Annotated in this window: 26 protein-coding genes and 1 pseudogene; 26 read left to right on the top strand and 1 reads right to left on the bottom strand. The window is 46.6% G+C overall.

What is annotated here, in order from left to right; translation table 11 throughout:
- Nucleotides 1–9 precede the first annotated feature (9 nt).
- The 5 genes from GN107_RS07155 to GN107_RS07135 are packed head-to-tail and all read left to right on the top strand — an operon-like array spanning nt 10 to nt 2,487.
- Nucleotides 10–261, top strand: a complete 252-nt coding sequence (locus GN107_RS07155) for a hypothetical protein (protein ID WP_125706706.1) — start codon at nt 10–12, stop codon at nt 259–261.
- Nucleotides 262–280: 19 nt separating this feature from the next.
- Nucleotides 281–568, top strand: a complete 288-nt coding sequence (locus GN107_RS07150; protein WP_125706705.1) for a hypothetical protein — start codon at nt 281–283, stop codon at nt 566–568.
- Entirely contained in the window at nt 565–1,953 is a 1,389-nt protein-coding gene (locus GN107_RS07145) for an FtsK/SpoIIIE domain-containing protein (RefSeq protein ID WP_155287035.1), read from the top strand. The genes GN107_RS07150 and GN107_RS07145 overlap by 4 nt, the downstream gene beginning before the upstream one ends.
- Entirely contained in the window at nt 1,943–2,218 is a 276-nt protein-coding gene (locus tag GN107_RS07140; RefSeq protein WP_125706703.1) for a hypothetical protein, read from the top strand. Before GN107_RS07145 ends, GN107_RS07140 begins: the two co-directional genes overlap by 11 nt.
- Nucleotides 2,215–2,487, top strand: coding sequence for a hypothetical protein (locus tag GN107_RS07135; protein ID WP_155287034.1), 273 nt, complete (start codon nt 2,215–2,217; stop codon nt 2,485–2,487). The genes GN107_RS07140 and GN107_RS07135 overlap by 4 nt, the downstream gene beginning before the upstream one ends.
- Here GN107_RS07135 and GN107_RS07130 read toward each other — a convergent pair.
- Entirely contained in the window at nt 2,444–5,014 is a 2,571-nt protein-coding gene (locus tag GN107_RS07130) for a Spaf_1101 family AAA-like ATPase (protein ID WP_155287033.1), read from the bottom strand. The two genes, GN107_RS07135 and GN107_RS07130, sit on opposite strands and share 44 nt — an antisense overlap.
- Nucleotides 5,015–5,358: 344 nt before the next feature.
- Here GN107_RS07130 and GN107_RS07125 point away from each other — a divergent pair, with 344 nt between their 5' ends.
- The 21 genes and pseudogenes from GN107_RS07125 to GN107_RS11460 all read left to right on the top strand — a co-directional run bounded on the left by GN107_RS07125 (nt 5,359) and on the right by GN107_RS11460 (nt 24,714).
- Entirely contained in the window at nt 5,359–6,549 is a 1,191-nt protein-coding gene (locus GN107_RS07125) for an XRE family transcriptional regulator (RefSeq protein WP_155287032.1), read from the top strand.
- Nucleotides 6,539–6,865: a hypothetical protein gene (locus GN107_RS07120; RefSeq protein WP_155287031.1), complete on the top strand. Its 327-nt coding sequence runs from the start codon at nt 6,539–6,541 to the stop codon at nt 6,863–6,865. Before GN107_RS07125 ends, GN107_RS07120 begins: the two co-directional genes overlap by 11 nt.
- Before the next feature lie 130 nt (nt 6,866–6,995).
- Nucleotides 6,996–7,730, top strand: coding sequence for a DNA-methyltransferase (locus GN107_RS07115; RefSeq protein ID WP_155287030.1), 735 nt, complete (start codon nt 6,996–6,998; stop codon nt 7,728–7,730).
- A gap of 98 nt (nt 7,731–7,828) precedes the next feature.
- A complete protein-coding gene (locus tag GN107_RS07110; RefSeq protein WP_003606383.1) occupies nt 7,829–8,050 on the top strand; it encodes a hypothetical protein in 222 nt (73 codons plus the stop codon).
- A 3-nt stretch (nt 8,051–8,053) separates the two neighbouring features.
- A complete protein-coding gene (locus tag GN107_RS07105) occupies nt 8,054–8,551 on the top strand; it encodes an antirestriction protein ArdA (protein ID WP_155287029.1) in 498 nt (165 codons plus the stop codon).
- A gap of 61 nt (nt 8,552–8,612) precedes the next feature.
- Nucleotides 8,613–9,005, top strand: a complete 393-nt coding sequence (locus GN107_RS07100) for a conjugal transfer protein (RefSeq protein WP_155287028.1) — start codon at nt 8,613–8,615, stop codon at nt 9,003–9,005.
- Nucleotides 8,989–11,454: a conjugal transfer ATPase TcpF gene (gene tcpF / locus GN107_RS07095; RefSeq protein WP_155287027.1), complete on the top strand. Its 2,466-nt coding sequence runs from the start codon at nt 8,989–8,991 to the stop codon at nt 11,452–11,454. The genes GN107_RS07100 and tcpF overlap by 17 nt, the downstream gene beginning before the upstream one ends.
- On the top strand, nt 11,441–13,531 hold the full coding sequence (locus tag GN107_RS07090) for a CD3337/EF1877 family mobilome membrane protein (protein WP_155287026.1): 2,091 nt from the start codon (nt 11,441–11,443) through the stop codon (nt 13,529–13,531). The genes tcpF and GN107_RS07090 overlap by 14 nt, the downstream gene beginning before the upstream one ends.
- Nucleotides 13,528–14,523, top strand: coding sequence for a bifunctional lytic transglycosylase/C40 family peptidase (locus GN107_RS07085; protein ID WP_056962985.1), 996 nt, complete (start codon nt 13,528–13,530; stop codon nt 14,521–14,523). Before GN107_RS07090 ends, GN107_RS07085 begins: the two co-directional genes overlap by 4 nt.
- A 9-nt stretch (nt 14,524–14,532) precedes the next feature.
- Entirely contained in the window at nt 14,533–15,066 is a 534-nt protein-coding gene (locus GN107_RS07080; RefSeq protein WP_054714498.1) for a hypothetical protein, read from the top strand.
- Nucleotides 15,063–15,986: a conjugal transfer protein gene (locus GN107_RS07075; protein WP_155287025.1), complete on the top strand. Its 924-nt coding sequence runs from the start codon at nt 15,063–15,065 to the stop codon at nt 15,984–15,986. The genes GN107_RS07080 and GN107_RS07075 overlap by 4 nt, the downstream gene beginning before the upstream one ends.
- 474 nt (nt 15,987–16,460) lie before the next feature.
- A pseudogene (locus GN107_RS07070) lies at nt 16,461–16,778 on the top strand (transposase); the annotation flags it as partial.
- Nucleotides 16,779–16,962: 184 nt separating this feature from the next.
- Entirely contained in the window at nt 16,963–17,313 is a 351-nt protein-coding gene (locus GN107_RS07065; protein WP_155287024.1) for an ArsR/SmtB family transcription factor, read from the top strand.
- A complete protein-coding gene (gene arsD / locus GN107_RS07060) occupies nt 17,300–17,662 on the top strand; it encodes an arsenite efflux transporter metallochaperone ArsD (protein WP_125706689.1) in 363 nt (120 codons plus the stop codon). Before GN107_RS07065 ends, arsD (GN107_RS07060) begins: the two co-directional genes overlap by 14 nt.
- A gap of 82 nt (nt 17,663–17,744) precedes the next feature.
- Nucleotides 17,745–19,475, top strand: a complete 1,731-nt coding sequence (gene arsA / locus GN107_RS07055) for an arsenical pump-driving ATPase (protein ID WP_155287023.1) — start codon at nt 17,745–17,747, stop codon at nt 19,473–19,475.
- Nucleotides 19,476–19,531: 56 nt separating this feature from the next.
- Nucleotides 19,532–20,827: an arsenic transporter gene (locus GN107_RS07050; RefSeq protein WP_107773128.1), complete on the top strand. Its 1,296-nt coding sequence runs from the start codon at nt 19,532–19,534 to the stop codon at nt 20,825–20,827.
- A gap of 123 nt (nt 20,828–20,950) precedes the next feature.
- Nucleotides 20,951–21,280: an arsenite efflux transporter metallochaperone ArsD gene (gene arsD / locus GN107_RS07045; protein WP_107773126.1), complete on the top strand. Its 330-nt coding sequence runs from the start codon at nt 20,951–20,953 to the stop codon at nt 21,278–21,280.
- Between the two features lie 22 nt (nt 21,281–21,302).
- A complete protein-coding gene (locus GN107_RS07040; RefSeq protein ID WP_155287022.1) occupies nt 21,303–22,727 on the top strand; it encodes an FAD-dependent oxidoreductase in 1,425 nt (474 codons plus the stop codon).
- A gap of 688 nt (nt 22,728–23,415) precedes the next feature.
- Nucleotides 23,416–23,814 (top strand): sigma-70 family RNA polymerase sigma factor, encoded by a 399-nt coding sequence (locus tag GN107_RS07030; protein WP_107773122.1) that lies wholly within the window; start codon nt 23,416–23,418, stop codon nt 23,812–23,814.
- Nucleotides 23,815–23,834: 20 nt separating this feature from the next.
- Complete coding sequence (locus GN107_RS07025) at nt 23,835–24,092, top strand: helix-turn-helix domain-containing protein (RefSeq protein WP_107773120.1); 258 nt, start codon at nt 23,835–23,837, stop codon at nt 24,090–24,092.
- A gap of 349 nt (nt 24,093–24,441) precedes the next feature.
- A complete protein-coding gene (locus tag GN107_RS11460; protein WP_125706616.1) occupies nt 24,442–24,714 on the top strand; it encodes a helix-turn-helix domain-containing protein in 273 nt (90 codons plus the stop codon).
- Nucleotides 24,715–24,753: the final 39 nt, after the last annotated feature.

Below are 24,753 nucleotides of genomic sequence, written 5' to 3'. Positions count from 1 at the left end.
ACTGATGACATGGCACAAGCACTAAGTATTGACGGCTTTTTGGAAGACTATCCCGCGCTAGTTGACCCTGACTTCCATGATCCTAGCCCGGACGCTTTGATCGACATGGTGCTGATGGCTGCTGAACAGGCAACTGCTGGCGAACCGTTTTCTATTTGGGTAGACGGCGAGTGTACCCGCGATCATGAATCCAAAGAGTTCAGCTTCAATATCGACACCGAAGACCGACAACCATCTATCAAATACATTGGCGTCAAGTAACGCCCAAAGGAGAATTTTTATGAATGATCAAGTAACCCTCGTCAACTTGGACGACTTTCAACTTCACTACGAACACATCGCTGATTTTGACAACGGTGCATCACCCACCGGTGACGTCATCATCAACTTAATCGACGCAGCTAATCACGCGGTTCAAGCTGGCATGAATGCTTGTGATTTGATTTTAGCCAGCGAGCAGTGTGCGAAACCCGACGCCTATCTCCAAGGCGCGCGCTTTAGTTTCAACGTTTCAAGTAGCCCACTTGGACTTGTAATTGGCTACGACGGCGTAAATATTGACGAATGAAATTTACGTATCGCGGTACACGGGTCTATCTGCGTCAACGCAACCTGCTCTACAACACGGCGATGACCGTTGCGGTTTGCTTGTGGGTAACTGGAGCCGCCATTGCCTATTGGCCGCTGCTAAAACAAATCAACTGGAAATTCTTTAATTGGCCGGACGTGGTGGCCTTGCCTTGGTCATGGCTGCCGCTGATTATTAACAGTTTATGCACAGCACTACTCTTTGGTGCTGGACTGTGGGCATACCGAACTTGGTTTGCGGATTCTTACAAGCAGATGGAACACCGCCAGAAGCTCGCCCGCATGATCATGGAGAACAAGTGGTACCAAACTGACCAGTCCAACAGTGAGAGTTTCTTCAAGGACTTAGGCTCAACACACACCAAAGAGAAAATCTCGCACTTTCCCAAAATCTACTACCGGCTCAAAGACGGGCTGATCCACGTTTCTGTTGAAATCGTCATGTCTTCCTATCAAGATCAGCTCCTGCACTTGGAAAAGAAGTTAGAGGCTGGTCTTTACTGTGAACTGGTCGACAAGATCTTGCACGATTCTTATGTCGAGTACACCTTGCTTTACGACAGCATTGGCAAGCGTATTACCATCGCTGACGTGACCTGTGAACATGGCTCCATGCAGCTCATGGAAACTGTGGCTTGGCACTACGACGCACTGCCCCACATGTTAATCGCTGGTGGGACTGGTGGTGGGAAAACCTACTTCATTTTGACGCTGATTGAAGCCCTGCTGAAAGACGGTGCCCAGCTCACCATTCTTGACCCGAAAAATGCAGACTTAGCCGATCTAGCTGACGTGATGCCTGGAGTCTTCGCCAAGAAGGAAGCCATGCTCGGTGCACTTGAAACCTTCTATCAGGACATGATGGCGCGCAACGACAAAATGAAACAAATGGACGGGTACAAGACCGGCGAGAACTACGCCTATCTTGGACTACCCGCCCATTTCCTAATTTTTGACGAATACGTGGCCTTTATGGATATGCTTGGCCGCGATGCCATGCAAGTCATGTCCAAACTCAAGCAGATTGTCATGCTTGGTCGCCAAGCTGGATTCTTTCTCGTGTTGGCCTGCCAACGCCCCGACGCCAAATATCTCGGCGACGGGATAAGAGATCAGTTTATGTTTCGCGTGGCGCTTGGGCGCATGAGTGAGCTAGGCTATTCCATGATGTTCGGCGAAACCAATAAAGATTTTTTCCAAAAACCAATCAAGGGACGCGGCTATGTGGACACTGGCGGCAGCGTAATCTCCGAATTTTACACACCGCTAGTACCGCGCGGCTATGATTTCCTCACCGAAATTGGTGCCGCAGCCAATACCGTACCCGCAACCCCAACAGAACAGGAGGTGCCAAATGAGCACTGATGTCAAAATCGAAAACCGATCGCAATTCCTCAACGACTTTCACGAGAACGTGCCCTTCCAGTCTGACGAAGACGCGGAAGATCAGCTGCAATGGATGGCAATGCACGCCCATGAGTACCCGGATTCACGGATCTGGATGGGCGCTCCCGGCGGACTGACCGCCGATCGTTTTCCGAAACGCTTTTGGTTCAACGTCACTACTGGCGACGACGGTGGCTTGATCATGACTTACACCAACGTCGCAGATGAAGGTGATGAAGAATGATTACACCACAATATAGAAACAAGATGCAATTTACAGAAGATTACGCCAATACAATCAAAGCTGGGACAATGAGTGACGCGGAAGACGCCTTGATGGAGCTTTGCGATTACATCGAGCCATGGGAAGCAGGTGATCACTGGCTGGAGCTTACCGCTGACCGCACCGTATCAGGCAAACCCGTGTACTTCTGGTTCACGGCTGATATTTCTGGCGACGGCATGGTTCTCACTTACCATGACTGGGCGCACCATTGCTATCGCTTCCAATAATCGGGCTATATACAAATTCCTTGTGTTTGAACGAGGCTACTCCCCCTTCAAGCAAATTAACAATTTGTAAGACAACTTCTGCTTCGGTCGGATAGCCAGTATTTTCAACCCATCCATGTTTGTTATCCGATTTTAACGATATCACTTGCTCTGGCTTGGAATTTGTCACAATCGTTGAATTGTGGGTAACGATTAGAACTTGGCGATGATCTTTTTGTCTACGCAATGATTCAACCAAATGTCGGTATATATACGTACTATCGAGATTATCCTCCGGTTGATCCAGAAGAAGTGGCGTTACATCACCACTAACCGCACCAAACATGAAAATAAAGTCTAATAACGCTACTACTTTTTGACCCAATGAAATTTCGGAAATAGACTTGAATACCGTAGTTTGGCTATCATTTTCAGAGCTATTGATGTCAAACTCCAGGTCAAATTGATCAACACTTCTGTAATATTGATTCAGCAAATCATAAATATGAAATCTTGTTGGTCTGACAATCTTGTCCTTAATTTTTCCGAGTACCTCTTTAATATTTTCGGTCGTAATTTCCTTGATTGAGTTATCAATCTCTCGTGTGCCGACGGGAGTCGTAAGGCTCAACAATAACGGGCCAAGTTTTTCAACATCCTCATTTCTGACTAACAGGTAAAGACCTATTATCCCAAACTCATCTGAACCTTTGTCAAATAAATCCATCAATCCATCAGCGTCAATGTTGTAATTTTGAAACCAGCGTTTAGAGGTCTTAAACAGATCTGGATCGAATTGTCTTGACCAATCAAAATATTGCGAGCTGAGCGGCTTTTGTGTGTATGTTACGCGAACCCGATTAGATTCAGAATTGATGCGCGCAATTTTCTCAACTATGGCTGCTTTATGGTTTTTCAACGTCGTTTTTACTCGACCTGCCTGCTCTCGTAATTGCTTATCGTTTTCAATAGTGGCCGTTCGAATCTTGCTAACCTTCATAGATGTTGAATTTAGTTGGCTTTCAATGAATGACGTAATGTGTCGATCTGATGCCTTCTTTACTAGTTCGTTCACAGAGTATGACGAACGAAAAACACGATTGAAGAACTTCTTTTTTTCACTCACCTCAAATATAGCATCATCGTGTAGGGAAAATATCTGAATTTTTCCTTGGGTCGCTTTAGTGATCTTTTCTTCATCAAATTGATCTTCCATTCGATCTGAATATTGAAGCTGATGCTCCTCACCAAATAGATAGCCGCGGATAAATGCATCTTCACGAACTCCCTCTATGGCCGGGTTAAAGACAACGTAATAAACCTTTCCATCAACTGATAATGTTAACGAAATTCTACCTTGTTTGCAGATATTCTTTAGTTGTGCAAGATCACGCACATGCTGAGACAAAACAAAACTGACACAATCCAACAGTGTGCTCTTTCCCGTTCCTCTCCCGCCAATAATACAATTCAACGCCGTTGAAAATGAAACCGAAAATGGACTTCCTCCTTTTCCAAGAAAGCCATCTCCGTCTATCGAGACACTTTTTATAAATACACTAGGCAACTCTGGGCGATCAAATTTTAGCGATATATCTGAATCTTCAATTGCATTTCGCAGCATATTAAAATCCGGTTCTTGTCCTTTAACCCAGAAAGTATTAGTAGCCAACTCATCAAGACTATGTGAATCTTCGTCCAGGAACACAGCGGGTTCCTCTACCTTGTGATTGTGCAGGCGCTGCAAGGTGGCCTGCTTAGTTAGAACATTAGAAATACCGACTACCTGCATGTTTTTAACAGAAAAGAGGCGTTCTTTATATGCACCACTTCCGTAGTCAGACTTGAATACGTCGGAAGTATTGATGTGTGCCACATACGAGATAAATCCCCTTTCTCGAAACCATTCAATCACTTCCCAAGAGGTCAAATATGTTCCAGACTTAACACTTAAAATATTATCGGCGAGAAATTTTGCCACTATTCGTTTACTCTTAGTAGAATTATCTGCAATACCAACGACGTGCAATGAATCTCCACACGAAATTTCAACACCAAAAATCAATTGCGGAACTGACCTATTTGGAAAACATTTTTTTAGAATGCTAATAGCATCTTTAAACCGATAATAGCCATCTATCGTGTTGTGATCTGTGATGACAGCCACTTTGACTGATTCCAGATACAGTTTCATCGCCATCAATAGGTAGGCCTCAAGTTCCTTGACTGTCTCGAACAGTGGATTGTTGTCTACCATCTTCTTTAAATAGTCAGGAGTAATCCGCGGAAAGTTGAATAATCCAAAATCAGTAGCAATCTTATCTATCTCCTGTTGATCGAAACTTGTAAACAATCTCCGCGCCTGATCTTGTCGCAAATATTTAGAATTGTCGACAAATCGATAATCATGCGACGCCGGCGAATGAAAGTGAATCAAAGTCTTCTGATATTCGCCATATATTTGCTTAATTCCCTCGATTTTTGTCAATATCTGGTTTAGATCAGAACTCGGGATTCTACGAAACAACTTTTTCTCACGAAATGGCACAGCAATTCCCCCAAAGTAGATACATTCTTTGCCTTAATGATACTTCATTTTTGAGAGGCAAGAATAGCCCAACCTGCCTAACAAAGTTTCAAATAGGCCTCCTTTGTGGCTCACTGCCGCCACGCGCGGCGTGCAGCGCGAAAGCCGCAAGCGTGAGTGGCAGCGGTCGGCGCCAGCCGACCGCTTACCCCCAGTACTCTAACAGGGGGGTATTAAATGCAACGTCTGTGCCTGAACACAAGGTAGAAAGCCTGATATGACAGGCTTAAATCGAATAGTTACAAAATGATGGATTGCACCCCGCATCCATCTTTTTTTGTCCAAAAATCAAAGGAGGCAAAAATGTGGTTTCTTGGCATGAACAAGTTAAGCTACATCGAAAACGATTACGACTGACACAAGCTCAAGTCGCACGGCGCTTAGGTGTCACGCGAATGCATTACGTCCAAGTGGAAAACGGTAAGACTAACCCTAGCGCGTCGCTGCAAATGGAAATCGACCGGCTGCTCAAGAACTGGAACGATGAGCCAGAACTGACGCTGATGTTTGACTACATGCGCGTGCGGTTCCCCACCCATGACGCCAAGGCCGTGATCACCAAGATTCTCGGTCTGACCCCAGAACACCTGATATTTGAGGAACACGGCTTCTACGGTTATTCGGCCATGTATATCTTCTCTAACATTCAGATTATGGTGGCACCGGTCGGCTCCAACCTCGGCACTCTGGTCGAAATGAAAGGCCAAGGCTGCAGGGAGTTTGAGGGGATTCTGCTTAGTCACGGTGAGAACTGGTACGACTACTTCCTTCGGGTCGATGAAGCTGGCGGCATTTTCAAACGGGTCGATATTGCGATTAACGACATGGTTGGCTTGCTAAGTATTCCAGAGCTGGTCGATAAGTGTTTGAACAATGAGTGCATCTCGGTCATGCGGTCGTTCCAAGGGCTGCAATCAGGTAAGCTCGTGGATCTCGACGAGGCTGGCCGGGGCAACACACTATACGTTGGCACGATGAAAAGCGACGTGTATTTCTGCATCTACGAAAAGGCCGCCGAACAAGCTGCCAAGCGCGGAATTGCCATTGCCGACACCCCGATCATCAACCGCTTTGAGATTCGTTTGAAAAACGAGCGGGCAATCAAGGCGATTGAGAGCATGCTGATTACCCGTGACGCCGAAAAGGTCGCATTTGGCATTATCACCCGCTACATGCGCTTTGTGGATGTTGTTCCGGACAAAAGCCGCCTCAAGTGGCCGCTTAACGAACGCTGGGCATATTTCCTTGGTAAAGGACGCCAACCAATCCGCCTAACTACTGCACCCCAGCCCTTCGACCTGAACAAGACCAAAGCATGGCTTCAAAAACAAGTCATGCCCACGCTCAAGGTCATCAAGAAAATCGACGACTACTTTGGTACCACTGACTTGCAACTCATGATCAAAGACGCCAAGCTGACCGACAAGCACCTCAAGCTGATTGAGCAACAGACCGTCGGTAGCGAGGAATTAGGAGGTGACATGTTTGGTCAATGACGTGCTGGCTTCCCACCCGCTGCACGGCAAGGCATTCAAAGACTGTGTGCTAAACGTGTACGTCTATAAGGCGGCGCTAGTCGGTGTCGTCGAGCACAAGAAGTACCGGCGCATTTGCGACATGAACAGTTTTGGCTTCACGGCACAAGACTACATCGCTTGGCGGCACCAGCAACAAAAACACCCGTCGGCCCTGATTGGTCGTGATGGGCGCGCCTTGAATTACGGCGAACTACGCAGACTGCTTTACCAAACTGCCGAAGATTCGGGATGGCCGGTGTTCACTGCACCGGTCGAAGAACTATTTTTCGATTAATCAACTTGGTCGCGATTGACCGTGCCAAAACAATCGCAATTCGAAAAGGAGTGATGGTCACAAATTTAACTAAAGGAGTATCAACGCAATCGAACTCGACGTCATCTACAATCGCGAGTGTCTGGAAGGCATGGCGGACTTACCGACAGCCTCCATCGACATGATCCTGTGCGACTTGCCGTATGGCACCACAGCTAACGCTTGGGACAAGGTGATCCCGTTTGCCCATCTCTGGGGTCAATACGAACGGCTCATCAAACCTCAAGGCGCAATCGTGCTCACTGCAACTGAACGGTTCTCTGCAGACTTAGTACAATCAAACCCGGCCTTGTACCGCTACAAGTGGGTCTGGGTCAAGAATACTGTCACCAACTTCGTCAATGCCAAGAACCGTCCGCTATCCCGGTTCGAGGAGATTCTTGTCTTCTCCAAGTCGGGCACGGCCAACTTTGGTAACTCCCCTGATACCAAAGGCATGAACTACTTTCCTCAAGGGCTGCTCCCCTATAACAAAACCGTCAACTCACGCAAGTATGAGAAGACCAACCAGCTGCACCCGTGGAACGCGCCTGATAGCTATACGCAAGAGTGGACAAACTACCCATCTGACGTGCTCAACTACAAGTCTGATCGCACCGGCTGGCACCCGACACAAAAGCCCGTCGATCTTTTTGCCTATCTCATCAAGACTTACACCCAGCCCGGCGAGATTGTGCTGGATAACTGTATAGGGTCTGGTACTACCGCAATTGCGGCAATGGATACTGATCGCCGCTTCATCGGCTATGAAATTAGCGAAGAATACTGGCGGCGTGCTAACGACCGAATCAAGCAACATCATGCTACGCAAACTGAACTATTCTGATTTATCACTCACAATCCGGTCGCCGCTGACCGCGCCAAAACAGCGGCATATTTGAAAGGAGCCCTGGTCACAAAACTAAAAATCAAAGGATGATTATTATGAATTTCGGACAAAACTTGTTTAACTGGTTCACCTCCAACGCACAGAGCTTGGTACTGATGGCAATCGCCATTATCGGGGTTTACCTTGGCTTCAAGCGCGAGTTCTCCAAGTTGATCGGCTTTTTGGTCATTGCGATCATCGCCGTGGGGTTGGTATTCAATACCGCTGGGGTTAAAGACGTGTTGCTGAATCTGTTCAATCGCGTCATGGGGGCTTAGCCTATGGACGACATCAAAGTATTTATTGCCAATCTTGGCAAGTATAACGAAGGCGAGATTATCGGCGCCTGGTTCACGCCACCAATCAACAACGAAGAACTCGCTGAAAAGCTAGGACTGAACGACCAGTACGAAGAATACATGGTTCAGGACTACGAAGGCCCCGTTGTCTTTAGTGAGTATTCAGCGATTGGTGAGATCAACGAGGCTGCCGCAGCCGTTGAAGCATTGAAAGGTACCGAGATTTATCCGGCCATCAAAGCGCTGATCGGCGAGTGGTACGACAACGTAATCGAACTCGCTGCACACAAGGATGACATCGCCTGTTATCACGTTGCGAACATGACGGAGTTGGCCGAAGAACTGGCTAACGAAGGCTGGTTCGGCGACATTCCGCCACAAGTCGAAAACTATATCGACTATGCCAAGGTCGGACGTGACCTCGAAATTGAAGGAGGTTTCGTTGAAACACCTTACGGCATCTACCAATTATTAGACTAACTCTCTGGGCTGGCGCTGCAAAAGGCGTCAGTCCTTTTATCTCACTACGAAAGGAGAGCACATGAAGAAAGTCAGATCCTACACCAGCATCTGGTCGGTGGAAAAAGTGCTGTACGCCATCAACGACCTGCAACTGCCATTTCCAATTACGTTTACGCAAATGACGTGGTTCATTGTCAGTCTGTTTACGGTCATGCTGCTGGGCGACTTACCGCCTCTGTCATTCATTGACGGCGTATTTCTCAAGTACGTTGGCATTCCTGCAGGGTTAACGTGGTTCATGAGCCAAAAGACCTTCGACAACAAGAAGCCAATGGGATTCTTGCGGTCGGTGATTAACTACGCCATCACTCCGAAGCTCACCTATGCTGGTAAGCCCGTGAAGTCGCAAAAGGCCAAACAAACCGCCGCTGTGACCTACGTTTGGAGGTACAACAATGAAATTTCCAATTAAGTATATCGAAGACAATCTCGTCTGGAACACTGACGGGGAGTGTTTCGCCTATTTTGAACTAGTCCCTTACAATTACAGTTTTCTGTCACCCGAACAGAAGCAACAAGTCCATGAGAACTTCCGTCAACTGATTTCCCAGAACCGTGACGGTAAGCTCCATTTATTACAGCTCGCCACCGAAGCCAGTGTCTGGGACACCCTCGACCGCTCGAAGAAGTTAGTCAAGGGAACGCTCAAAGACATCGCTTTTCAGCATATCGACGGCCAAGCCGAGGCATTGACTGAAAACGTCGGGGACAACCAAGTGGACTACCGCTTCTTCATCGGCTTTAAGCTACTGCTGAACGACGCGGAAGTCACCGCTAAGTCCATCTTTAAGGATATGTCCTTGGGCATTCGGGACTTCTTTGCCGAGTTCAACACGACGTTTGCTGGGGACTTCTTCACCATGAATAATGCCGAAGTAGAACGTTACGCCAAGTCCGCAAAATTTCTCTCCGAGAAGATCGGTCGGCGCTTCAAAGTGCGGCCACTCGACAAAGACGACTTTGGCTACTTGCTGGAGCATCTTTACGGCATGACGGGTCAGGACTACGACGACTATGAGTACCACTTGCCCCAAAAGAAGTCTAAGCGCGACACGATCATCAAGCGCTATGATTTGATCAAGCCAACCCGCTCACTGATTGAGCAGTACCAACGCTCAATCAAGATCACTCACGGATTGGATGCGAGTTACGTGACGTACCTGACGCTTTCCGACATCGTGGGTGAACTCGAATTTCCCGGCAGCGAGATCTTCTACTTCCAGCAAAGCCAGTTCGACTTTCCCATCGACACCAGCTTGAACGTTGAGATTGTGACCAACAAGAAGGCGCTGACCAAGGTCCGCAACAAGAAGAAGGAACTTAAGGACTTGGACGAACACGCCTACCAGTCCGGCAACGAAACCACACGCGGCGTCAGCGATGCCTTGGATTCCGTCGATGAGCTTGAAAGCAACCTCGATCAGACTAAGGACGCGATGTACAAGATCAGCTACGTCATTCGCGTTGCTGGTCGCAGTGAAGACGAAATGAAGCGTCGCGCTGATCAGCTACTCGACTTCTACGACAGCCTCAACGTCAAACTCGTGCGACCATTCGGCGACATGCTGGGGCTACACAGTGAGTTTATCCCAGCTTCCAAGCGTTATATCAACGACTATATCCAATATGTGACCAGCGACTTCATCGCCTCACTAGGTTTTGGTGCGACGCAATCACTTGGTGAAAAGGAAGGTATCTACATCGGGTACAACGTGGACACCGGGAGGAACGTCTACTTGCAACCCGACATTGCCGCGCAAGGTATCAAGGGGACTGTCACCAATGCCTTATCCGCAGCCTTTCTTGGCTCACTAGGCGGTGGGAAGTCCTTCTCCAACAACTTGCTTGTCTACTACGCTGTTCTTTACGGGGCGCAGGCATTGATTCTTGACCCGAAGTCAGAACGTACCGGCTGGGCGGAGAACCTCGACTTTATGGAAGATCAAATCAACATCGTCAACCTGACCAGTGAAGAACAAAACCGCGGGCTACTTGACCCTTATATCATCTTGTCCAACTTGAAAGATTCGGAATCGCTGGCCGTTGATACCCTGACTTTCCTCACGGGGATCTCAAGCCGTGATGCCGACCGCTTCCCGACGCTGCGCAAAGCGATTCGCGCGGTAACACAAGCGCCCGAACCGGGACTGTTGAAAGTCATTGATGAACTACGCCGCGAAGACACGCCAATCGCACGCAACATCGCCGATCATATCGAATCCTTTACGGACTACGACTTTGCGGCATTGCTGTTCTCTGACGGAACGGCGCGTCGGACAATCGCGCTTGACCGCAAGATCAACATCGTGCAAATCGCAGACTTAGTGCTGCCGGACGCCGACAAGACGCAGGAAGAATACATCACTGCGGAAATGCTGTCCGTCGCCATGCTCATGATTATCAGTACCTTTGCCATCGACTTCATTCACCAAGACCGCGCCCAGTTCAAGATCGTGGACTTGGACGAAGCCTGGGCATTTCTCAACGTGGCACAAGGCAAAGCCCTGTCGATGAAGCTGATTCGTGAAGGTCGCTCGATGAATGCCGGGGTTTACCTCGTCACTCAAAATGCGGACGACTTACTCGACGAAAAGATGAAGAACAATATAGCCCAGAAGTTTGCCTTCCGTAGTACCGATATTACGGAAATCAAGAACACGCTGAACTTCTTTGGCCTTGATGCCGAAGACGAAGGTAATCAGAACCGGCTCCGTTCACTAGACAACGGGGAGTGTTTGTTCCAAGACATCTGGGGACACGTCGGCGTGCTGCACTTCGACTATATCTTTGAACACCTGCACCATGCTTTTGACACTCGGCCACCGAAACCCGTGGAGGTGATCGCTGATGACGAAAGCTAACCGTCGGCGGCTTCTGCTGTTCCTCGGTGTTGTCGCGGGATTCATGTTGGTACTGGTACCTGCCGGTGGGCAACCAGTACACGCAGCAGGGCTGGTAGACGATCAATCTGGCGGCACTAACGAATATTCCAAGTACCCGTTATCGCACTACCAGCTTGACTACTTCGTCGATACGTCTTGGGACTGGTTGCCTTGGAATTGGGGCGACGGTATCGGTAAATCCGTGAGCTACGGGTTGTATGCCATCACCAACTTTTTATGGACACTCTCGGTCTACCTGTCAAACGCTGCGGGCTACTTGATTCAGCAAGCCTATTCGCTAGACTTCATCAAAGATACGTCTGACGCGATCGGAAAGAACATGCAGCTCTTGGCCGGCGTGTCAAAAGATGGCTTCACCACCGACGGCTTTTATCCCGGAATGCTTTTGATGATTACGCTAGTTGTCGGTATCTATGTGGCTTACACCGGCATCATCAAGCGTGAGACCTCCAAAGCCATCTCGGCGATCGTCAACTTCGTGGTGATTTTCATTACGTCAGCCAGCTTTATCGCCTATGCCCCAGACTACGTGAGCAAGATCAACGGGTTCAGTTCTGACATCAGTACCAGTGCGCTCAACACCGGCTCCAAGATGATCATGGGTACTGATACAGCCACCGATAAATCAGGCGTCGATGCAATCCGCGATACCCTCTTTGAGATTCAAGTGAAGCAGCCGTGGACGCTATTGCAGTTCGGTGACAGCGACGCTGATACGGTTGGCAAAGACCGCGTGAACAAGCTGATGAAGACTAACCCATTCGGGGACAAGGGTAAAACGCGCACCGACGTGGTGAAAGCTGAAATTGAAGACAATGACAACGAGAATCTCTCGCCAACCATGACGATCAATCGACTTGGTACCACGACCTTTGTTGTCTTGTTCAATATCGCGATCACCTTGTTCGTCTTCTTCTTGACCGCGATGATGCTGTTCAGCCAGATACTCTTTATCATCTACGCGACGTTCCTACCAGTGTCATTCTTGCTCGCCATGTTACCGTCGTTTAACGGATTGATGAAGCAAAACATCATGAAGTTGTTCAACACGATCATGACGCGCGTAGGCGTGACTCTTGTAATCACGATGGCATTCTCGCTATCGGCAATGGTCTACGGATTGTCGGCTACCTCGCCGTTTTTCCTCGTGGCCTTCCTGCAAGTCACTATCTTCGCCGGTATCTGGATGAAGCTCGGCGACTTGATGGGCATGATGCAGCTCCACAGCTCTGACGCACAACAAGGCGCACAACGTTTCTCGCGCCGTGGGAACCGAATGCTTCGGCAGTTCGTTGGTAGTGCAATGGGTGGCGCGATGGCAGGGCGCTTCCTGTCGCGAGGCTACGGTAAGGGGCGCGGAATGCCGCAAAAACCGCAACTCCCAGCTGGCACGCAACGCGAGCAAACTGCGGACGCTGCCAAGCCGCAACAACCCAAGAAGCCACGCAGCCAACGACTGGGTGAGAAACTTGCGGATGTATCTGATGTCGGTAACAAGCTCAAAGACAAGACCAAACGTGGCCTCGATCAGGTGAAGGACGCACCAACCAACGTTTTGTATGGTCTTCATCGAGGTAAACAACTGACTAAGGACGCCGCCGAAACCACTAAGGATAGCTTCAAAGGTCGGCGCGAGGCGAACCAACAGGAACGTAACAAACAGCTTGAGCAGCGGCGTAAGCAAATGCAAGAACGCAAGCTCGCAATCAAGCCGAAAACTGATTCCGATAAACCAAAATCAACGGCTGCCAAGACATCGGGTGAACCAACTCGTAAGGCAACTACTGACACACCTACCAAATCAGGCAGTGTCAGCGACAAAACAAAGCGCGCTGCAACAAAGCCAACTTCAACTCGGCCTCCGCGGCCAGTCACGAAACCACAAGCAGAACCCACCATCAAACCGCACCAAGAACCTACTCCGCCAACAGATAAAACCAAGAAATCCCTGACCCTCGTTTCCGAAAAGCCAGCCAAGCCACGCAACCCCAAGCCACAGCGGATCAAAAAGGCTAAGGGGCATAAGAAGCGATGAAACTCTGGCGCTGGTTAGCGCTTGCCGCACTCCCGATACTGTTGATCGGCGGTCTGTTTTTTGCGGTCATTGCCTCTGATGACGACGAAGACCAGCCTGCCTCTGCGATCACAGCCGACGCGATGAACTTATCCGCTGAAGTTTACAAGCATAAGCTGACGGTCGAAAAGTATTGTAAAGAGTTCGGCATTTCAGACCAAATGATGGTGATACTCGCCATCATGCAGGTCGAATCTGGCGGCAAGGGTGGCGACGTGATGCAAGCTAGTGAATCGCTGGGACTGCCGGTCAATACGCTAGATACCGAAGCATCCATCAAGCAAGGCGTGAAATATTTCGCTTCGCTGTTAAAAAGCATGAAAGCTGCGGGCGTGGATCTCAACACTGCAATTCAAAGCTACAACTATGGTGGCAGCTTTATTGACTACGTTGCTAAGCACGGCAAAAAGTACACGCTTGAGCTGGCAACATCTTTTGCTAAAGAAAAATCTGGTGGTAAGAAAGTCACCTACACCAACGCGGTTGCTAAGGATGGTTGGCGCTATGCCTATGGGAACATGTACTACGTGTCGGTCATCTCGCAATACCTTGTCACAGGTGGTGCGAAATTCGACGACAAAACGGTGCAAGCGATCATGGATGAGGCGCTCAAATATCAAGGCACTCGCTATGTCTTCGGTGGCTCAACGCCAACAACGGGCTTTGACTGTTCCGGGCTGACCAGTTGGTGCTACGGCAAAGCTGGGATCAAACTCCCCCGCACCGCACAAGCACAATACGACGCCACGGCACACCTGAATATCAAAGACGCCAAGCCCGGCGACCTCGTGTTCTTCCACTCAACCTACGATACCGCCGACTATGTGACCCACGTTGGAATCTATGTCGGCGGCATGAAAATGTACAATGCGGGCGACCCGCTTGGCTATGCCGACTTGAACTCAAGTTACTGGCAAGCCCACCTGATCGGCGCCGGGCGTGTGAAGAAGTAGGTGAAGATAATGGATCAAAACGGTATCGGTTATTTTGACTGGATGGATCTCATCACCAACACCTATGACGATGCACTACAAAAAGCGCACGTCGATCTCAAATTCGGTGACAACCGTGCATTACGCAATAAGGAACTAGACTTTGCGTCAGGCGAATGGGAACGCATCAAGTTCTTCAAACAACGCCTACCCAATACTGACGACCTGTGCCACGTTCTCGACCGCTTCGTTGACCGGATGCCGGAAATGAAGTACGGGCACCGGCGCGAGTATCGCCTCGCTGTCGCGCATGAAGTAGCCGTTGATCAATGGCTCAAAGGCAAAGTGTTCGCCCCAGAAGACCGCAAGTATATCCTCGACCGCGAACGCTACTTGGCCGAAGAATATTTCAACAACGACCGTGAACTCGGTCAGTATATCGAAACCGACTATGAAGGCTACAAGCGAATCTCGCTGCAACGCCTGTTCGTGCGTTTTCTCGATATTTACGATGACTTTTATCGCTGTTACGAAATTAGAAAGGACAAGGTGAACGAACCTTGAGTAAAGACAAAACCCAAAAGAACGGCTGGTTCAAAAAGAAGCCAGCCGCGCCAAAGCCACCTAAAATTAAGCACCGTGGCTTGCGCCGTCCGGTCACACTGCTTTGCTGGGCAGTCTTGATCGGTAGCACCAGCTTCGGCGTCTACAAGAACATGACCGCCATCGACACCCACACGGTGCATGAAGTCCAAGTAATTAAGACCAAGGTGATCGACACGCATGCCTTGGCGACATTCACCACCGACTTCGCTAAGCTCTACTATTCGTGGCAACCCAGCCATGAAGCACTAGACCAGCGGCAGAAAGCTTTGCAGCCGTATCTGGTGGAACAACTGCAATCACTGAACACCGATACCGTGCGAAGCGATATTCCCACGACTGCCATAGTGAGTGAGGTCAAGGTCTGGGACGTGAGCAAGACAGCTAAAGACACATTCCGCGTGCTATTCACGGTGAAACAAGACCTCACCAAAGGCAAAGACAAGAAATCTGTGACCAGCACTTACACCATTAACGTCATGCAAGATAGCAGCGGCGATATGGTGGTCACCAGGAATCCGACCATCGCAGCTGAACCGGCGACGGCACGTATCAAGCTTCCTGATGCGCAATCTAATAACTCGGTAGACAGTAGCACCACAGACGACGTAACCAGGTTTCTCAAGACGTTCTTTGCTCTATATCCGCAAAGCGATCGTAACGAACTCAAGTATTACGTCAAAAACGGTACGCACCCAATCGAACGTAACCTCAAGTTCGTGGAACTTCTAGATCCAATCTTTAAGCAGACTAAGAACGGCCTAACCGTCACCTTATCTGTGAAGTATCTCGACACTGACAACAATATGAGCCAAGTATCGCAGTACACTCTGACCCTCTCCAAGCAAAGCAACAACTGGATAATAACCGACGGCATCTAAAAGCAAAATACCCGGCACGACCTCACGCTGAAACTGGCGTAGCAGGTCGTGCCGGGTATCGTCGTTGCTCTGGTCGTATAATCACACAATCAAGTCTTTTGAGCAAGTGCAGGAAATAAGTCACCACGATGACTGGGTATCTGTTATGCATATGTCTTAGTTCTTCTAGGGATGTATGCGACAAGATATTTGCATAAGGCAATCTGATTATTCAAAGAAGTGCGTAATAGTCCCACTCTCCAACAGAATAAAACAGCCAATTCCTACGTATACCGCAGCAGTAAACCATCGTCCAGCATGTCCTAGTATAGTGGCAGTTGAATAAATTGTCCAAGCTAATAACGCCGGTTAATCTCTGCGTTATTATCGTATAATAAATGCATATGAATTTTCCAGTTTTCCAAGATTTCCTTTACATTTCTAGTGGTACTAGTGGAGGTATAATTATGGTTTATCGTCAAAGTGATGCGCAGCAATTTAGGTATTCGGTTAAGTGGTCCCCCCTTAGGTCGCAGGCCTAAGCACGTTGACGCCGCACAGAGACGCGAAGATCAAAGTGCGAAGAACCGACGCGGTGAAATCGGGCGAGAGTTTGCGTTCATCAAAGGTACGCTCGGCCTCGACCTAGAATTGAACCGCACAGCAGAGACCATTACGGTTCGGGTCGATGTGGCGGTGGTGATAGCTAATTTGAAACAGCTGCTTTTAACATTTACTAGACCAGTTTCATTGATGACTGTCTTAGATGGCGAGAAGTTCAGAATTGACTCCAAATCTACTCTGATCCAATGAAATATTGAGAGCTGATTTAACGGCCACTAATGCAATTGACCTAAACTAGAATCAAAGCTTTGTTGATTAATGCTATATCAATTTAAAATAAAGCTTGACTGTTACATAGACAATGGTCTATGTTATACACATGAACAAGTGCCTATATATAATCTAACAGTCATAACTTATAAAGGGGCTTACAATGGACTATCAAAAATATGTTCAAATGCTTAAAGCAATGGCTAATTCATCTCGTTTGAAAATTATCGATCTACTTTCTTGTGGTTCTTTGTGTGCCTGCGATATTTTAGAGCATTTTGATTTTTCACAACCGACTTTATCTCATCATATGAAAGTATTGCAAAATGCTGGTATCGTTGCTGCACGTAAAGAAGGTAAATGGCAGCACTATACCCTACAAGCTGAGTTCATATCGGCCTTTAAACAAGACACGGCACAATTATTATCCAGCGATAATCAATGTGCCTGTCACGATGCAGATTGTGAAGCGTGCGCTTCCAGAGAGGTTGTTATTACTAATGAAAAAAATTGAATTATTTGAACCAGCAATGTGTTGTTCTACTGGAGTTTGTGGCCCATCGGTCAATCAGGATCTCTTAATGATCACATCGGCATTTGATGCTCTACAAGGCGTTAAAACGATTGAAGCCGATCGTTACAATCTCAGTAATAATCCTGACGTGTTTAGCGAACGGGCCGATATTTTAGCAGCAATCAAGGATGACCCCGATGCCGTCTTGCCAATTACGGTTGTTGATGGACAGATTGTTAAGACAGGCGATTATCCAACTATTGACGAGTTATCTGACTATACGGGACTGGTTTTTGTGCCGGCTAAGCAGTCAGGCGGTTGCTGTGGCGGCGCTAGTGGCTGTTGCTGATTTTACTTAAGCTAAGAGATGGCACGGCCATTTCTTTTTGGACAACATATAGATAATCATCTATATAATTAAGGAGGAAACAATGCAAGACTATCATCCACAAAAAGCACATTTAACGCATTACTTGTTTTTTACTGGTAAAGGCGGCGTGGGAAAAACGACAACGGCCAGCGCCACGGCAATCAATTTAGCCGATGCAGGTAAGCAAGTTATGTTGGTTTCCACCGATCCAGCCAGTAATTTACAAGACGTTTTCAATACGGAATTAACTAATAAACCACAGGCAATCAAAGGGGTACCCCGCCTATTTGCCGCTAATTTCGATCCGGTGACAGCTGCTGGTGAGTACCGGGAAAGTGTTGTTGGCCCTTACCGCGGGGTATTGCCTGATGCTGCAGTTAAAAACATGGAAGAACAACTATCCGGCTTTTGTACCGTCGAGATTGCTTCGTTTAATGAGTTTGCCAATTTCCTAACTGATCCGACGATCGACCAGCGTTTTGATTATATTATTTTTGATACAGCACCGACTGGTCATGCCTTACGAATGTTACAGCTACCAGCGGCGTGGAATAATTATTTAGCTGAAAATGATCGCGGTGCTTCTTGTCTTGGTCAATTAGCAGGCATGGGTGATAAAAAGGCCGTTTACGCCAAGGCCGTAGCAACACTGAGTAATAGCGAGTTAACCACCTTAATGTTAGTCACACGACCACAAAAAGCAGCGTTACTTGAGGCGGCCCGGGCGGCCCAGGAACTAGCTGCAATCGGGATACAAAATCAACAATTGATCATTAACGGGACGCTTAAAGCACCAGCGGATCAAGCCTCGCAAGCTATTTATACGCAACAACAAGCCGATCTACAACAGATGCCGGCGATTTTAAAGGAATTTACCCAATATGAGGTCCCATTACGGGCCTATAATGTGACTGGCCTAGATAAATTGCGTTTAGTTTTACAAGCGGAACAACCGGTATTGGCGACCTACCTGCCACTAAACAATAATTATCCCGCCTTAGATCGGATTGTTGCTGATTTGATCAAAACAAATAAAAAAATCATTTTTACAATGGGTAAAGGCGGTGTCGGTAAAACAACGGTTGCGGTCCAAATTACGCAAAAGCTGGTCGCCCAACATAAAACGGTACACTTAGCGACCACTGATCCCGCCGATCATCTTGATTTTTTTAAAACAGATGATCCAGCAGTTACAATCAGTCATATTGACGAACAACAGGTGTTGCAGGATTATCAAGCCGAAGTGTTAGCCGTGGCACGGCAGACTATGAAGTCGGCTGACGTCGATTACGTCGCCGAAGATCTACGGTCACCCTGCACGCAAGAAATTGCTGTTTTCCGCGCTTTTGCCAATATTGTAGCGCAAAATGACAGCGATGTGGTGGTGATCGATACTGCGCCAACTGGGCATACTTTGTTACTGCTGGATTCAACGCAAAGCTATGCTAAGGAAGTGCAACGTACGGCCGGTGATGTGCCACAGGCCATTATTGAGCTACTACCAAGATTACAAGATTCCGCTCAGACTGAGATCGTGATGGTGACTTTGCCAGAAACCACGCCGGTCTACGAATCAATGCGGCTTAATGAAGACTTGAAGCGCGCAAAGATCGCGCATACCTGGTGGCTGGTCAACCAAAGTATGTTAGCCACACAAACTACGCATCCGTGTTTACAGGCGCGCGCCCAAAATGAAGTTGAATGGATCGAAAAGGTCAAAGCCATTTCGGCCGATCATTTTGCGGTGGAACAATGGCAGCCTAATTTTGAACAAACTTTATTAACTATTTAAATAAAAATCAACTGATCAGGGTAGTGGTACCCTGATTTTGGTCGTTGGAGGGAATTATGCAAGTTTTTTTAGCCGTTTTTATATTTTTACTCACGTTACTATTTGTTATCTGGCAGCCTAAAGGGTTATCGATCGGCTGGACTGCAATTGGTGGCGCATTACTGGCACTATTATTTCGGGTCGTCACGCTTCAAGATGTGGGCACCGTTACGGGAATCGTTTGGAACGCCACTTTATCGTTTGTCGCGATTATTTTGATCTCATTGATTTTAGATGAAATCGGCTTTTTCGAATGGGCCGCTTTGCATATGGCGCGGTTGGCTAAAGGCAATGGCGTACGGATGTTCGTTTTAATTGCCGTTTTAGGTGCGATCGTGGCGGCACTTTTTGCCAATGATGGCGCCGCGTTGATCTTGACCCCGATTGTTTTAGCCATGGTCCGTGCGTTACATTTTGATGAAAAAAAGGTTTTTCCGTTTATTATAGCCAGTGGCTTTATTGCCGATGCCACCTCATTACCTTTAGTCGTCAGTAATCTAGTTAATATTGTCTCTGCCGACTTTTTCGGAATTACGTTTTCCGAATATGCACTGAGAATGTGGCTCCCGGATTTGTTCTCCCTAGTTGCTAGTATCAGTATTTTATACTTATATTTCCGCAAAGCGCTACCCAAACATTATGATGTCAGCCAAGTCGCTGAACCAAAATCGGCAATCAAGGATCAACGGTTATTTAAATTTTCTTGGGTCGTTTTGGCGGCGCTATTGATCGGCTACTTTAGCAGCAGTTTTCTAAATATTCCGGTCTCATTTATTGCCTTGACGATCGCCTTGATTTTCTTGTTGGTCGGGCAACAAAGCCCGCAAGTTGACACGCGGGCAGTCATTAAAGGCGCACCATGGAACATCGTCTTCTTTTCGCTGGGGATGTATGTGGTGGTTTATGGACTGCAAAATGTCGGTTTAACGGCGCTACTTGCCAATGTGATTGCTAAAATGGCCACTGGCGGCCGCTTCGTAGCAACTATGGGCATGGGGTACTTGGCAGCGTTCCTATCATCAGCGATGAATAATATGCCAACAGTCATGATCAATGCCTTGTCGATCAAAGGCGCCAATGTATCAGGACTAATGCATCAAGCCTTAGTTTATGCAAACATTATTGGTTCTGATCTAGGACCAAAGATCACACCGATCGGTTCACTAGCTACCTTAGTGTGGTTACATGTTTTGGGGCAAAAAGGCGTTAAAATTGCTTGGGGAACTTATTTTAAAATTGGTATCACGATCACAATTCCAGTTTTGTTTATTACGTTATGCGGCTTATGGTTATCGTTAAGTATTTTCGGCTAAGGAAGGCTGGTTTATTATGATTCAAATTAGTTTTAAACAATTTAGCAGCCAGCTATTTTCGTGATTATACACAGGTATAAGAAGAGTTTGAACGTTTTCATCGTTTAATCAGCGAGGTAAATTATGGTTAAAATTCAAATATTTGAAGAAGCAATGTGTTGTGCAACCGGTGTGTGTGGGCCTAGCGTAAATAAAATATTAGTTCAAACAACTGCGATTCAACGACATGTTAATGCAAATGGTAAGAACCTAATTATCCGTAGAAATCTCACTCAAAATCCAGATGCTTTTGCTCGTAATCATCAGATACAGGCGTTGCTAGAAAAATATGGAATTGAGATTTTACCCATAACCATAGTTGATGGGATAATTACTAAACAAGGTGGATACCCAACCTTCCAGGAATTTTCAAATTATTTACATCAAGATTTAAGTCGTGCACGTGTCCATTAACAAGTGTGGAGGAAATAAATAAGTGGCAAATAAAGCGGAAAAGTTATTGATTATTGGTGGTAGTGATGCAGGGGTTTCAGCAGCCTTAAAAGCCAAAGAACTAAAGCCAGAACTCGAAGTTCAAGTTTTGTTGGCAGATGAATATCCCAATTTGTCAATTTGTGGTTTACCTTATGCAATCAGTGGTGAGGTACCTAATTGGCAATCATTGGCTCATCGCGGTTTGAAAGAATTGACCGCGACCGGTGTCGAGTTCCAAATGAACATGGTTGCAGAAAAAATTGACCCACAGCAACACGAAGTTGTGGCACATTCGCTTGCAGGTGAGTTAAAAGTATATCACTATGATCACTTGGTTGTGGCAACCGGAGCAAAGCCAAAGCTATCGAATATTAAGGGTGTTGATCTACCACGAATACAACAGTCACGCAAGATTCATGTTCTGCACACAATGGCGGATTACTTTGCAATCGAAAAGGTTCTAGCCACAGATGATATTCAAGAAGTGGCAATTGTTGGTTCGGGCTATATTGGAATTGAAATGGCAGAAGCCTTAAAAAACCGCCAGTTAGATGTAACCATTTTTCAACGCGGTACGGAAATACTTTCCACAGTAGACACTGATCTAGGTCAAATTATTCATCAAAAATTGTCTATGAATTCGGTTAATGTTGTCACTGGTTTAACCGTTTCAGAAATTAACGAAACTAATCGACATGTGGAAGTTATTGGCTTAAATGAACGTCATAAATCAGAAGCTTATAAGTTCGATTTAGTGTTAATTGTAGTTGGGGTACAACCTAATGCCGAATTACTTATTAAGGCTGGAGCAACGACGGGAATTGCAGGTGCAATCAAGGTTGATCAATATATGCATACCTCATTACCTGATATATGGGCGGCTGGTGATTTAGTAGAAACAAAACACCATTTGCTAGGTGAAACATATTTACCATTAGGTACAACTGCTCATAAACAAGGAAGAACTGCGGGCTTTAATATTGTAGGTATTAAACGTGCCTTTAAGGGTAGTATCGGAACACAGGTTTTAAAAGTATTCGATTTAGTGGTTGTGCGAACTGGGTTATTAGCCAGCGAGGCAGTACATGCAGGATTTGATCCTCTAACGGTAACCACTATTGTTGATGATCATAAGGCCTATTTCCCCGGCTCTCAAAAAATTAGAATCAGAATTACTGGTGATAAGAAAACTGGGCGGATCTTAGGCGTACAACTAATTGGTCATTATGGTAGTGAAGTGGCTAAACGAAGTGATATTTTTGCAATAGCAATTTTTAATGATATGACCGTGGCTGAAATCAGTGATCTGGATTTATCCTATTCACCACCAGTCGGATCGCCTTGGGATGCGGTCCAAATTGCGGCACAAAATTGGGAACAACAAAACACAAAATATTCATTACCCATAAATCGAAAATCCGTATAATTAGAACACGATATTTTAATATCTTTTTTTATAATAAATATTGATTAATTTAAAAAATTCTCTTTAAAGTACTATTTAATTCTAACAAAAACGTAACAAAATTATTAAAGTGTCCAATCAATATAGAGTAATTAGCGATGCCATTTCGTTGATTGCTCTATTTTTAAAAAGCAAACTACATTTTTCAATATATCAATCAAACAAAATCTAAAATCTTTTTTTACTACGGTTTCATTTTCAACACTTGTTCAGTATTTGCTTGGTAAAAGAGGAATTGTCATGTCTGATCAAAATGTCAAACAAGCATTTTCGCATTATGTCAAGCTCTCACTCGTCAATAAAACTCACTCGCTCTACTCGCAGGAACAACACTAAGTTACCCAAGTACTATTAAACGAATAAGCGAAGAAACAGTCGATTATCCGATTGAGGAAGGATCACCGATTTAAAGCTTGAAAGTTGATATTCAAGCAAAAGTTCCGGTGCACTGGGGCTTCCTTGCGTCTAAAAAGGCCTAAAACTTACTGTGGACATCCTTATGAACCGCCTAGCCTTCTCGGCCTGGCGGTTTTGTTTTGCCCTTTTGATGCTAAATTTCGAAAAAAGTCAAATTCAGTTTCATTTCGGCTTTTGATTTCCGTCTGTATATATGCCGAGCGCAACTTACTTAGATCAGGAGGTCAGCATTATGAATAGTGAACGCGAAGTCTCTCGAATGTTCATTCGATACATGCAACAAGTTCTTCGTAATGAAAGAATCAACATTTATCGTAAACACCTTAAAGACATCAAAGAAACTCCGCTTGAGGAATGGCTACTGGAAGAAATCGCCAATCCTGGTCACCTCGAAGACTTTATTTTAACTGATGACCAAATTGCTCACCTTGAATCTTTTATTGAAAATGAGCGTCTTGCCACGGCCATTGCAACCCTTTCCACAGCTGATAAGATGGTGTTGTATCAGTATTACTATTCTGAACTGAACGACGTGGAAATCGGTAGCTACACCGGCAAGACTAGTCAGGGGGTGAACAAACGGCGGCGACGGGCACTAGCGCGAATTAAGGAAGCATACGAAAACATGTGATGAATACGGAGGAGTGTTCAATGCATTATACAGAGGTCGATAACCTGATCCCGGTTATCTTGGCAGCGCAGGACGGAGACGCAGAGGCAATGTCCCAACTACTCGATATGTTCAGCTACGATTTCGATCGCGAGGCTGCATTCGGAAAAAGCTATGTCGATCCCGATTTGAGGCAGGAACTTCAAATCAAGTTTGTATTCAGCGTTCAGCGCTTCAACGTGGCTGAACACCTATCGCAACCGTCCACTCAATCAAGTTCACAACTAACTCACACATAATCAATTTCAACTTTTTTCTGATTTTGGTTTCATTTCGACCCGTTCCCGTTGTCTGTATATGCAGAAGCGGGATTTTCTTTTGCTCGCTGTGTCCTTTGACAACTGAATAGCGCTGTTCAGCAACACCAGCCGTCGCCATGACCTCGTATGAGTTAGCGAACACCAAGGCCAGATACTTGCACGTCACTCCCACGTAACGGGAGAGCTGATCCGCTGTGGATCAGTTAGCCGGTCGGAACCGGGCTGAACAACGCCACCTAACCAACTTTCTGAATGGAGGTGATACACTCACCTTACGCACGAAATCTTGAAGGGAAGTGGCACTATCAGCCAAGAAATCCACCATGAGATGTCCTTCGTTTTGAGCGACGGACAGATCGACACAATCCGGAACAAAGTATTCGAGATTATCCGTGAAGAAGTAAATAGCGTTCGGCACGAAGCCCTGCTAAACGTCCGCTACTTCAAGAAAGGCGAAGCCTGCAAATATCTCAACGTTTCGTACAACACGTTAGACGCTTGGATTATGCTGGGCTTGCCCAAGATCACAATCGGTAACTCGGTCAGATTTGATCGCATTGAACTTGATAAATGGATGCAAGGCATGAGTATTGGATGTTAATATAATGATGTCTTACGCCTCACTGCCTTATTGAGCAGG

This window comes from Lacticaseibacillus zhaodongensis, assembly GCF_009687905.1.
GTDB lineage: Bacteria > Bacillota > Bacilli > Lactobacillales > Lactobacillaceae > Lacticaseibacillus > Lacticaseibacillus zhaodongensis.
The sequence above is the reverse complement of the archived record's forward strand: the minus strand, read 5'-3'. Positions and strand labels throughout refer to the sequence as shown.

Bases quoted from the DNA above. Each gene is read 5' to 3' on its own strand.
- GN107_RS07065 (WP_155287024.1), top strand. From the start codon at position 16,963: ATGGACTATCAAAAATATGTTCAAATGCTTAAAGCAATGGCTAATTCA.
- GN107_RS07105 (WP_155287029.1), top strand. From the start codon at position 8,054: ATGGACGACATCAAAGTATTTATTGCCAATCTTGGCAAGTATAACGAA.
- GN107_RS11460 (WP_125706616.1), top strand. From the start codon at position 24,442: ATGTCCTTCGTTTTGAGCGACGGACAGATCGACACAATCCGGAACAAA.
- arsD (WP_107773126.1), top strand. From the start codon at position 20,951: ATGGTTAAAATTCAAATATTTGAAGAAGCAATGTGTTGTGCAACCGGT.
- arsD (WP_125706689.1), top strand. From the start codon at position 17,300: ATGAAAAAAATTGAATTATTTGAACCAGCAATGTGTTGTTCTACTGGA.
- GN107_RS07025 (WP_107773120.1), top strand. From the start codon at position 23,835: ATGCATTATACAGAGGTCGATAACCTGATCCCGGTTATCTTGGCAGCG.
- GN107_RS07080 (WP_054714498.1), top strand. From the start codon at position 14,533: ATGGATCAAAACGGTATCGGTTATTTTGACTGGATGGATCTCATCACC.
- GN107_RS07115 (WP_155287030.1), top strand. From the start codon at position 6,996: ATGGCGGACTTACCGACAGCCTCCATCGACATGATCCTGTGCGACTTG.
- GN107_RS07135 (WP_155287034.1), top strand. From the start codon at position 2,215: ATGATTACACCACAATATAGAAACAAGATGCAATTTACAGAAGATTAC.
- GN107_RS07030 (WP_107773122.1), top strand. From the start codon at position 23,416: ATGAATAGTGAACGCGAAGTCTCTCGAATGTTCATTCGATACATGCAA.
- arsA (WP_155287023.1), top strand. From the start codon at position 17,745: ATGCAAGACTATCATCCACAAAAAGCACATTTAACGCATTACTTGTTT.
- GN107_RS07140 (WP_125706703.1), top strand. From the start codon at position 1,943: ATGAGCACTGATGTCAAAATCGAAAACCGATCGCAATTCCTCAACGAC.
- GN107_RS07085 (WP_056962985.1), top strand. From the start codon at position 13,528: ATGAAACTCTGGCGCTGGTTAGCGCTTGCCGCACTCCCGATACTGTTG.
- GN107_RS07090 (WP_155287026.1), top strand. From the start codon at position 11,441: ATGACGAAAGCTAACCGTCGGCGGCTTCTGCTGTTCCTCGGTGTTGTC.
- GN107_RS07145 (WP_155287035.1), top strand. From the start codon at position 565: ATGAAATTTACGTATCGCGGTACACGGGTCTATCTGCGTCAACGCAAC.
- tcpF (WP_155287027.1), top strand. From the start codon at position 8,989: ATGAAATTTCCAATTAAGTATATCGAAGACAATCTCGTCTGGAACACT.
- GN107_RS07155 (WP_125706706.1), top strand. From the start codon at position 10: ATGGCACAAGCACTAAGTATTGACGGCTTTTTGGAAGACTATCCCGCG.
- GN107_RS07100 (WP_155287028.1), top strand. From the start codon at position 8,613: ATGAAGAAAGTCAGATCCTACACCAGCATCTGGTCGGTGGAAAAAGTG.
- GN107_RS07150 (WP_125706705.1), top strand. From the start codon at position 281: ATGAATGATCAAGTAACCCTCGTCAACTTGGACGACTTTCAACTTCAC.
- GN107_RS07110 (WP_003606383.1), top strand. From the start codon at position 7,829: ATGAATTTCGGACAAAACTTGTTTAACTGGTTCACCTCCAACGCACAG.
- GN107_RS07050 (WP_107773128.1), top strand. From the start codon at position 19,532: ATGCAAGTTTTTTTAGCCGTTTTTATATTTTTACTCACGTTACTATTT.